This is a genomic window from Labilithrix sp. (assembly GCA_019637155.1).
Classification (GTDB): Bacteria; Myxococcota_A; Polyangia; order Polyangiales; family Polyangiaceae; genus Labilithrix.
In genome coordinates this window covers 525,387-535,767 of sequence record JAHBWE010000003.1, presented here as the reverse complement: position 1 = coordinate 535,767, position 10,381 = coordinate 525,387, and the positions used below count along the sequence as shown (strand labels likewise).

The following is a 10,381-nucleotide window of genomic DNA, read 5'->3' as shown; positions in this document are numbered from 1 at the left end:
GAGGAGAGGGCGCCGGGCCGCGCGGCGCCCGGCCCCGGCACGGGCGCGATGGACCCGAGCATCGGCGGTGGTGGCGCCCCCGCTGCGCCTCGTCCCGCGCTCCGTCGCCCCGCGCCCCGAGCGGAGGGCGGCCTCGGCGCCGCCCCGCATCGCCCGCCGTCCACCATGCCCGCGACGCCGCCGGCCGCGACCGCGACCGGGCTGCTCGAGCAGAGCGAGCGCCGGGTCGAAGGCGCGACCGCGGCGGTGCGACCGACCACGCTCACGGTCGATCACGGCATCTCGTCCGACGAAGCGCAGCGCGTGATCCGCGGCGCGGTCCCGCGTTATCGCCAGTGCTACCAGTCGTCGCTGAGCGGCGATCCGTCGGCGCGCGGAGTCCTCACGATCCGCTTCAACGTCGACAAGGGCGGCGAGGTGCAGAGCGCGGACGTCCTCGCGAACCCGGGCGGGAGCGCCCTCGCCGCGTGCGTCACGGGCGTCTCGAAGAGCCTCCGCTTCCCGGCGCCGGGCTCGGGCGACGCGGTCTTCACGCAGTCGTTCGACCTCGTCGGCGGCGGCAGCGGCGCCGGCACGAACGACGGCCAGCCCGAGGTCGCGAAGTCGCTCCCGTACGAGGGCCGCTTCAAGACGGTGATGGAGCTCCTCTCGAACGGGAGCAAGGACGCCGCGCTCGACGAAGCGAACCGCTGGCACGCCGATCAGCCGGGCGACATCCTCTCGCTCGTCGCGCTCGGCGAGGTGTTCGAGGCGAAGAACGAGATCGACTCCGCCGCGCGCGCCTACGGCTCCATCCTCGAGCTCTTCTCCTTCCGCGCCGACTCGCGCCGCTTCGCGGGCGAGCGCCTCGATCGCTTGCACAGCGCGAAGGCGCAGGCGCTCGCGGCCGACACCTACGGCAAGGCGGCGGAGCAGCGCCCCGATCACCCCGCGAGCCACCGCCTCTACGCCTACGCGCTCCTGAAGAAGGGCGACCACGAGAAGGCCTTCGAGGCGATCCGGAAGGGTGTACAGCGCACGTATCCGGCGGGCCGCTTCCGCGGGGTCGACCGCATCCTCAAGGAGGACATGGGCATCATCGCCGCGGTCTGGACGAAGGCGCAGCCCGCGCGCGCGGCGGAGATCAAGGCGAAGCTCGTCGAGTCGGGCGGCGTCGAGGAGAACACGCCGTCGCTCCGCTTCGTCCTCGTCTGGGAGACCGACGCGAACGACGTCGACTTCCACATCCACGACGGCAAGGGCGGTCACGCGTTCTACTCGCAGCCGGCGCTCCCGTCCGGCGGCAACCTCTACGCCGACGTGACGACCGGCTACGGCCCGGAGTGCTTCACGATCCGCGGCGGCAAGGACAAGCGGACCTTCCCGTACAAGCTGCAGGCGCACTACTACTCGCGCGGCCCGATGGGCTACGGCATGGGCAAGCTCGAGGTGCTCGAGCACGACGGCAAGGGCGGCGTGTCCTTCGACGAGCGCCCGTTCGTCGTGATGCTCGACCGCGCCTTCGTCGACATGGGCACCGTCGACAAGGACACGAAGCTGACCACGCTCTGATCGCTCCGCGCGCCGCTCGCGCGCCGCTGTCGCTCCGAGCTCGCGCGCCGCTGGCGCTCCGAGCTCGCGCCGATCGTATGCATGCGCATGCGTTAGCGCATGCGTTAGGATGCATGCGCATGTGCCGTCGCTCGGCCCACCGGCTGCTCGCCGTCGCCGCGGTCGCCTCCACCGCGGCGTGCGGGACGTTCCTCACGCTGGGCGACGACGCGCCGGCGGGCGCCGCGCAGGCCGACGGCGCCGTCGCCGACGCGATCCCGCGCTCCGGCGACGGCGCGGTCGGGGTCGAGCCGATCGACGGCGCGGACGCGAGCGACGAAGCATCTCGCACCGCCGACGCGGCCGACGCGGCCGACGCGGCCGACGCGGCCGACGCGGCCGATGCGGCCGACGCGGGGCTGGAGGACGCGGGGCACGGCGATCCCGACCGCGACATCGACGGCTCCGTGCCTTGCACCGTCGCGGGCTGTCCGACCGGGTTCTGCACGGCGGGGACGTGCGATCCGCTCGTGTTCATCACCGACGAGACGTACAGCGGCGACTTTCACGACGACGTCACCGCCTCGGGCACGTCCGCGGTGGACGGCGAGTGCCAGCGTCTCGCCGGCACGGCGGCGGGGCTCATCGGCGCCGGCGCGCGGTTCCGCGCGTGGGTCGCGGCGACGGTGCCGCCGAACGACACGCCGGACAAGCGGATCGTCCCGTTCGCGGGTCAACCATACCGGCGGGTCGACGGCGTCATCGTCGTGTCACGCTTCGTCGACTTCCAGCGCGGACAGCTCACGCTGCGTCGACCCATCAACGTGACGCTGAAGGGGATGGCGCTCCCCGACACGGCGACGGTCTGGACGGGGCTGACGCCGCTCGCGTTCGCGTCGCCCGACGACTGCGGGCAGTGGACGTCCAACGCGCTACGCGGCACCTTCGGCGTCGTCGGGTGCGACCAGGCGCCGTGCGCCGCGAAGTGGAGCTCGGCGGGGACGGCGACGTGCGACGAGCGGAAGCGCCTCTATTGCATCCAGTCGAACGAGTAGCGCGCTCGCTACTCGGCCTTCGGCGGAGGCGGAGGCGCGTCGGGATCGGACGAGAGCACGCCCGGCGGCGGGTTCGTCAGGATCGACCACGCGGGGTTGAACTTCTTCTTCTCCCCCGCGTCGACCTCGGCCGCCTTCGCGACGGGCGCCGCGGGTCCGCTGGCGGGCGCGGTGACGTGTTTCTTCGGCCCCGCGTCCGGCGCAGAGGCGTTGGGAGGCAGCTCGAGGTCGACGTCGACCGGCGATGCGGACGCGGACGTCGCGGGCCCGCTGGCAGGCGGCAAATCCGTCGTATCTACCGGAACCGCGGAAGGTGGGGGAGTCGTGGATACGGCGGCGGACGCGGGCGTCGTGTCGCCCGTGGTCGGCGGCGGGTGGTTGCGCGGCCAGAGGACCCAGCCGCCGGCGGCGGCGACGACGGCGGCGGCGATCCAGAAGCCGACGCTGCTGCGGCGGCCCTTCGACTCGCCGAGCTGATCGCGGAGGAGCGAGCCTGGCGTCGAGCGGCTCGCGCCGAGGTTCGAGATCGAGCGATCGGAGTCGCTCTCGATCTGTTCGATCGGCTCGATCGCGGGACTCGAGCCGGTGCGGACCTTGCGCGTCAATGGAACGGCGTCGTCGTAGACCGGCTGCGGGTTGCGCTGCGAGACCTCGGTCGCGGCGAAGGCGATCTCGCCGGACTCGAGCGCGGGGGTGCTCGAAGGCGACGTCGGGACGCTGTACTTCGCGTTGCTCCCCGTCTCGCCCGGCGCGCGCGAGTCGGCCTGCTCGATCGCGCGCGCGATCGTGCGCGCTCGCTTCGACGAGAGGTCGGGGAGGTTCTCCTTCACGAAGCTCGAGATGTCGTCGGGATCGATCGCCTCGCCGAGCTCGATGATCGCCTGATCGATCGCGCGCTTCATCTGCGCGCACGACGCGAAGCGCTCCTCGCGCGTGTGGACGAGGGCGCGCTGGAGCACGCCCCGCACCGCGTCGGGGAGGTCGTCCGGGAGGTCGGGCGCCGCCGCCGGCGTCATGAGCTTCTTCACGACGTCGAGGTCGTCGAGGTCGGGGTAGGGCTGCTTGCCGGTGACGAGCTCGAGCAGGCACATCCCCGCCGCCCAGACGTCGGCGCGGTGATCGATCGACGACGAGCGGCCGCCGACCTGCTCCGGCGCCATGTAGCGGATCTTGCCTTTGACGATGCCGGACTCGGTCTCCGCCGAGGTGCGGTTTTTCGCCTTCACGAGGCCGAAGTCGATGACCTTCGCGTTGCCCTCGTTCGAGAGGAGGACGTTTTGCGGGGAGACGTCACGATGGACGACGCCGAGGAGCTCGCCCGTCGCCGCGTCCTTGAGCTGGTGCGCGGCGTGGAGGCCGGAGCAGATGTCCGCGACGATGCGGAGGCACATCGGCGCCGGGAACGGCGTGTTCTGCTTCAGCGAGAGGCGATGGACCTTCGCGAGCGAGTCGCCGTCGACCCATTCCATGACGAGGAAGAGGATGTCGTTCTCTTCGCCGAGCTCGAGGATCTGCGCGACGTTCGGGTGGACGATGCGCGACGCGATGCGCGCCTCGTCGAGGAACATCTGCTGGTAGTTGGGATCGCTGATGAGCTCGGTCTTGATCGTCTTGATCGCGAAGAGCTTCTCGAAGCCACGCTTGCCGCGGAGCCGCGCGAGCCAGACGCTCGCCATCCCGCCCGACGCGATCGGGCACAATAGCTCGTAGCGATCGAGCCGATAACCAGGAAAAAGCGAGCTCTCCGCGGCTTCCATGAGCGGCCGGGACATCCTATCAAGGGATGGACCGGGTACCTATAGAAGACGCGCGCGCGCCGGTGGCAATTCCGTCTTCAACGCTTGGCGGGCTGGAGGCTCAGGTCGACGCGGCGGTCGCGCTGCCAGCCTTCTTCATCCTTACCCTCGGCGTCGAGGTCGCCGCGTGTCGTCTTTGCCATCGCAGCAGGATCCACGCCGAGGCGGGCGAGGTAGGTATGGACGCTCTCGGCACGGTAATCGCCGAGGACCATGTTGTACTCGAGCTCACCGCGGGGGTCGCAGCGGCCGACGAGGGAGAGGGCGCGGCCCTTGAGCGGTCCGGTCGTCACGCACCTGGCGACCTGCTCGAGGACATCGCGGTCTTCGGGGAGGAGGTCAGCGTCGTCGAAGTCGAACTTGGGCGCGCGCTCGATGTTGTCGAGCTGGATCTTGCAGGCTTTCATGATGTCGTCGGACACGGCGACGCTGCGCTTCGGCGCACGGGCCGAGGTCACTTCGGTGGTGTCCTTCGCCGGAGGCTTCTTCGCACAACCGGAGACGACGGCGACGAGGGCGAGAGCGAGGAGGGAGCGCATGCCCCCGTGTGTATTTACTTCACGCGCGCGGGGCCAACTTCCTTCGCCACGCGGTTTGCGGTGCGGTCCGTGCGCTCCGTTGCGCGGCGCGGGAGCGCACTCCATGCCACGTCGTAGACCTGGCCGGGGTTCCAGAGCAGCCATCCCGAGCCGCCGTGTTTGTCGCTCGTGCGGATCTCGTCGCGGATGTAGGCGGCGCCGTAGTTGGAGGCGGTGTGGCGCATGGCGGAGGCCCACGGCCGGATCTTCGCGCCGCCCTTCACGCCGTGCTCGGCGATCTCCTCGTTCATGTGGCGCACGCCCATGCCGACGAGCTCCGGGTGGTCGGCGGGCGCCTCGAAGCCCATGAAGCCCGAGTCGAAGTGGGAGGGGTAGACCATCGGCGAGAGGAACTCGGCGTGTTTCGCGAGCTCGCTCGGGTCTTGTCCGAGGTTCTGGATGTCGGCCTGCTTGCCGAAGGCGATGACGCCGAATACGTCGAGGGAGAGCGGGACGTTGCGCGCGCGCGTGAGGCGGTGGACGCGCTCGACGAACGCGTTGATGACGTCGACCTTCGCGTTCGGGTTCGCGCGCGTGTCGAGCCCGTAGTCGATGTATTTCATTCCGGTGACGGGGAAGCGCACGTAGTCGAGCTGCACCTCGTCGGCGCCGTTGTCGATCGCCTCTTTCACGAGGTCGAGCACGTACTCCTGCGCGCGCTCGCTCTTCGGATCGAGCCACCCGTTCCGGTACACGTGCCCCGAGATGCCGCGGATCGCCATCCCGGGATGCGCCTTCGCCATGAGCTGATCGTTGAAGCACGACACGCGCGCGACGACGCGGATCCCGCGCTCGTGCGCGAACCGCACCGCGCGCGCGTAGCTCTTCATCGGCGGCCGCTTCACCGCGCCGGCTTCGTTCGCGAGCTCCACCTTCGAGGGGAAGGTGAGGAGCCCGTCGTAGTCCTTCACGTCGAGCACGATCGCGTTCATGCCGTGCGCGGCGACGCGATCGAGGAACCCGGTGTAGCCGCGTCCTCCCGCGGTGGCGCCGCGGACGTAGAGCCCCTTCATGACGCCGTCGGCGGGCAAGCCGATCGGCCCATGCCGCGGCGGGGCGTCGAGGACGTTCGGGATCGTGACCTCGAGCCCGGCGGCGGCGCGCTTCGAGCGCGGGAGGTTCTCTTTGACGATCGCGCGCGCGAGGTCCTCCGCCGCGTAGACGCTGGTGAGATCGAGGTACTGCTCGGCGATCGACTGCCACGACTCGCCGCGGCGCACGGTGTGCACGACCTGTCCGTCACGGAGCGCCCCACCGGCGGGCAGCCGGCGGCGCACCCAGGCCTTGGCCTGGACGGGCGTCGGCGTCGGGTCGAGCGAGGCCCCTTCGGTCATCGACACGCGCCGCAGCCGCGCATGCCCCCGATGCCGCGCATCGACCGGCGCAACGACGGTCAACCCAAGGGCCCCAGCCACCAAGACAGCGGCGGATCGCGACCGAAAAACCATGAACCGAATTGGAGTACGCCCATGTAGGCAAACGCAAATTCACGGCGGCGCGGCCGGGCGGCGCGCCCGCGTCGAGCTCGAGCGGGAACACGGACGTGAGCCGTAGTGGTGGTGGTGGTGGCCGGGCGCGTCAGCGCTTCATGCGGCCGCCGCCGTGCTCGGCGCCGGTGAGGACGAGATCGACGAGGCGTTCGCGCGTCTTCTTGTCGACGGACTCGCCGAACTTGAGGATGCGCGACATCACGGGGGCGAAGATGCAATCGAGGACGAGGTAGGCGTCCGTCGACGCGGGCAGCTCACCGCGCGCGACCGCGCGCTCGATGACACGTGCGCGGTAGGCGCGTGACTCGTCGCGAATCCGCTTCGCGAGGCGCTGAAAGTCCTCATCGCCGCCCTCCGTCGTCATGACGCGTGCGACCGCGCGCCCGCTGCTCGTGCCCATGAGGCGGACCGAGCGATCGAGGAGGGCGAGGACATCACCGCGCGCGGTGCCCGTGTCGGGAATGTCCTCGTCGCGCAGCCTGACGACGCTGCGTAGCGCCGCCTCCACGAGATCGATCTTCGCCGGCCACCGACGATAGACGGTCGTCTTCGCAACCCCAGCACGCGCCGCGACATCCTCCAGCCGAAACGCGCCATACCCCACCTCCGCCAACTCCGCGACCGCAGCCCCGAGCACCGCCGCGACGACGCGCTCACTCCGTCCCCCCGTCCGCACCCCCCCCGTCCGTCTCGCCGGTCCCGGCTCCATCGATGCTTTATGGCAACATCGTGTTGCCATTGCAAGCCCGCACGCCTGCCTCGGCGCCCTCCGGCCTCTCGGCGCCTCCCGGCCTCTCGGCGCCTCGGCGCCCTCCGGCCTCTCGGCGCCCTTCGGCCTCTCGGCGTCTCGGCGCCCTCCGGCCTCTCGGCGCCTCGGCGCCTCGGCGCCCTCCGGCCTCTCGGCGCCTCGGCGCCCTCCGGCCTCTCGGCCCTTTATGGCAACTTCGTGTTGCCATTGCAAGTCCCGGCTCGTATTGTCGTTAAGGCAATCAGGAGTAGCGATAAGCAATGAGCGTGACGGCAGCCTCCACCGCAGACATCCCCGCCTCCACGCGGCCCGCCACGACCCCGAGCCCCGCCGCGAGCCCGAGCCCCACCGCGAGCGCGAGCGCGAGCCCCACCGCGAGCGCGAGCGCGAGCCCCGCCGCGAACGCGCGCTCGAGCGCCGCCGCTGCGAGCGCGAGCGCGAGCCCCAGCGTCGCTGCGTCGGGGAAGCGTAAGCGCGTCGTTGCGCTTGGGGTTCTTGCGGTCGTTGGGGCGGGGATCGGTGGGTATTACGCGTTGCATCGTGGGCTCGAGTCGACCGATGACGCGCAGATCGATGCCGAGGTCGTTGCGTTGTCGTCGCGGACGAGTGGGGTCGTTACGAAGGTGCTCTTTCAGGACAACCAGCGTGTCGAGGCGGGGGCGGTCTTGCTCGAGCTCGACCCCGAGCCCGCTAAGGCGCGGCTCGCGGCGGCGGAGGCGAACCTCGAGGGCGCCAAGGCGCAGCTCCTCGCGGCGGAGACGGACGCGCGGCTCGCCTCCACCAACGCGAAGGCCTCGAACCGCGCCGCGGTCGCGTCGCTCTCCGCGTCGAGCGCGGGCGCGCGGGCGTCGAGCGACCAGATCGACGAGGCGCGGGCGCGCGTGAAGGCGGCGGAGTCGTCGCAGGCGCAGGCGCAGCTCGACCTCGAGCGCGTGCAGCGGCTCGTGCAGTCGGGCGCCGTCTCGCAGGCGCAGCTCGATCAGGCGCGCACGCTGAACGACACGACCGCGGCGCAGCTCGCGGCCGCGCGCGCGAGCCTCACCGTCCTCGAGTCGAGCGCGGCGCAGGCGGCGTCGCGCGTCGGCGAGGCGTCGGCGAAGGTCGAGCAGACGAAGGACGTCGACGCGTTCGTCGCGCTCGCCGAAGCGAAGGCGCAAGGCGCCCGCGCGCGCGTCGCGGAGCTCACCGCCACGCGCGACCTCGCCGCGCTCGACCTCTCGTACACGAAGGTCCTCGCCCCGCAGGCGGGCTACGTCTCGAAGAAGAACGTCGCGGTGGGGCAGACGCTCGGCGCGGGCTCCCCCGTCGCGCAGATGGTGCCCGCCAAGCCGGTGTGGATCGTCGCCAACTTCAAGGAGACGCAGCTCCAGCACATGAAGGAGGGGCAGCCGGTGAAGATCGAGGTCGACGCCCTCGGCGGCGCGCCGCTCCGCGGGTCGGTCGAGAGCTTCTCCGCCGCGACGGGCTCGCGCTTCGCGCTCCTCCCGCCCGACAACGCGACCGGCAACTTCACGAAGGTCGTGCAGCGCGTCCCGGTGCGGATCAAGATCGAGAGCGCCGCCGACGCCACGCTCCGCCCCGGCATGAGCGTCGTCCTCACCGTCGACACGCGCTGAGGACCGAGGCGCGCGGTGGAGAAGAAGTGGCTCGTAGCGATCGCGGTCGCGCTCGGCGCGCTCCTCGAGATCATCGACACCTCGATCGTCAACGTCGCGCTCACCGAGATGCAGGCGTCGCTCGGCGCCACGCTCACGCAGATGAGCTGGGTCGTCTCGAGCTACGCGATCGCGAACGTCATCATCCTCCCGCTCTCGGCGTGGCTCGGGAACCGCTTCGGCAAGCGGCGCTACTTCGTCTTCTCCCTCGTCGGCTTCACCGCCGCGTCCGTCCTCTGCGGCGTCGCCACCTCGCTCTGGATGCTCACCGCCGCGCGCGTCCTCCAGGGCCTCTGCGGCGGCGGCCTTCTCGCGAAGGCGCAGGCCTTCCTCTTCGAGACGTTCCCGAAGGAGGAGCAGGCGCAGGCGCAGGGCTTCTTCGGCGCGATCGTCATCGCCGGCCCCGTCATCGGCCCCACGCTCGGCGGCTACATCGTCACGAACGTCGGCTGGCGCTGGATCTTCTTCATCAACCTCCCGGTCGGCGTCGTCGCGACGATGATGTGCGTCGCCTTCCTCCCGCGCGACACGCCGAGCGCGAGCCGCTCCCCCGTCGACTGGATCGCGATCGCGCTCCTCGCGCTCGGCCTCGGCTCGCTCCAGGTCTTCCTCGAGGAGGGGTACTCCGAGGATTGGTTCCAGTCCGAATTCATCGTCGTCACCGCGTTCCTCGCGGTCGCGGGCCTCGTCCTCTTCGTGCTCCGCGTCCTCGCCTCGCCGCACCCCGTCGTCGATCTCCGCGTCCTCCGCTATCGCTCGCTCGCGGCGGGGAGCGTGCTCTCCGTCATCGTCGGCATGGCGCTCTACGGCGCGCTCTTCGCGATCCCGATCTTCTCGTCGTCGGTGCTCCACTACACCGCGCAGGAGGTCGGCCTCCTCCTGCTCCCCGGCGCGCTCGCCTCCGCGTTCACGATGCCGGTCGCCTCCATCCTCGTCCGCAAGCTCGAGCCGCGCGTGATGCTCGCGATCGGCGCGGTGATCCTCGGCGTCGCGGTGCTCTGGCTCGGCCGCCTCAGCGTGAACACGTCGGCCGACGATCTCTTCTGGCCCCTCCTCGTGCGCTCGTTCGGCACGGTGATGATGTTCATCCCGCTGAGCATGACGTCGCTCGGCTCGATCCCGAAGAAGGACATCGCCGCCTCGACCGCGCTCTACAACCTGACGCGCCAGCTCGGCGGCTCGGTCGGCGTCGCGCTCCTCTCGACGCTCCTCGGCAGCCGCACGACCTTCCATCGCGCGATCCTCGTCGAGCACCTCTCCCCCACCGATCCCGCGGTGCAGGCGCGCCTCGACGCGCTCACGGCGGGCTTCGTGGCGAAGGGCATGGACGTCGCGAGCGCGAAGCAGACCGCGCTCGCGATGCTCGACGGCTCCGCGCGTCTTCAGAGCTCGGTGCTAGCCTTCAACGACATCTTCTTCGTGACCGCGCTCCTCGTCCTCTTCTCCATCCCGCTCATCTTCGTCCTCGGCAAGCCGTCGCAGGGCGCCGCCGTCGCGGACGCGCACTGAGCTTCGCGTCGTGCCCGTCC

At 70.9% G+C, this 10,381-nt stretch carries 8 protein-coding genes; 4 read left to right on the top strand and 4 right to left on the bottom strand.

What is annotated here, in order from left to right:
• Both KF837_08585 and KF837_08580 read left to right on the top strand, forming a co-directional pair.
• Nucleotides 1-1,551 (top strand): AgmX/PglI C-terminal domain-containing protein (locus tag KF837_08585; protein ID MBX3227356.1); only part of this gene is annotated, 1,551 nt, incomplete at its 5' end.
• A 119-nt stretch (nucleotides 1,552-1,670) separates the two neighbouring features.
• Nucleotides 1,671-2,585 carry a hypothetical protein gene (locus KF837_08580; protein MBX3227355.1) on the top strand — a complete coding sequence of 305 codons (915 nt, stop codon included), beginning with the start codon at nucleotides 1,671-1,673 and terminating at the stop codon, nucleotides 2,583-2,585.
• Between the two features lie 8 nt (nucleotides 2,586-2,593).
• Here the strand turns inward: KF837_08580 and KF837_08575 are convergent, their stop codons facing one another.
• From KF837_08575 to KF837_08560, 4 genes are all read right to left on the bottom strand, one after another.
• The gene (locus KF837_08575; GenBank protein MBX3227354.1) at nucleotides 2,594-4,342 is read right to left on the bottom strand and encodes a protein kinase; all 1,749 of its coding nucleotides are present in this window, start codon (nucleotides 4,340-4,342) and stop codon (nucleotides 2,594-2,596) included.
• A 77-nt stretch (nucleotides 4,343-4,419) separates the two neighbouring features.
• Nucleotides 4,420-4,920, bottom strand: a complete 501-nt coding sequence (locus tag KF837_08570; GenBank protein MBX3227353.1) for an OmpA family protein — start codon at nucleotides 4,918-4,920, stop codon at nucleotides 4,420-4,422.
• A gap of 14 nt (nucleotides 4,921-4,934) precedes the next feature.
• Nucleotides 4,935-6,293, bottom strand: a complete 1,359-nt coding sequence (locus KF837_08565; GenBank protein MBX3227352.1) for a hypothetical protein — start codon at nucleotides 6,291-6,293, stop codon at nucleotides 4,935-4,937.
• Nucleotides 6,294-6,537: 244 nt separating this feature from the next.
• Nucleotides 6,538-7,125 (bottom strand): TetR/AcrR family transcriptional regulator, encoded by a 588-nt coding sequence (locus tag KF837_08560; protein MBX3227351.1) that lies wholly within the window; start codon nucleotides 7,123-7,125, stop codon nucleotides 6,538-6,540.
• Nucleotides 7,126-7,463: 338 nt separating this feature from the next.
• On the opposite strand from KF837_08560, the gene KF837_08555 reads away from it, so the two are divergent.
• Together KF837_08555 and KF837_08550 are read left to right on the top strand one after the other, a co-directional pair.
• Nucleotides 7,464-8,813 (top strand): HlyD family secretion protein, encoded by a 1,350-nt coding sequence (locus KF837_08555; GenBank protein ID MBX3227350.1) that lies wholly within the window; start codon nucleotides 7,464-7,466, stop codon nucleotides 8,811-8,813.
• Nucleotides 8,814-8,828: 15 nt separating this feature from the next.
• Nucleotides 8,829-10,361 carry a DHA2 family efflux MFS transporter permease subunit gene (locus KF837_08550; protein ID MBX3227349.1) on the top strand — a complete coding sequence of 511 codons (1,533 nt, stop codon included), beginning with the start codon at nucleotides 8,829-8,831 and terminating at the stop codon, nucleotides 10,359-10,361.
• Nucleotides 10,362-10,381 lie beyond the last annotated feature (20 nt).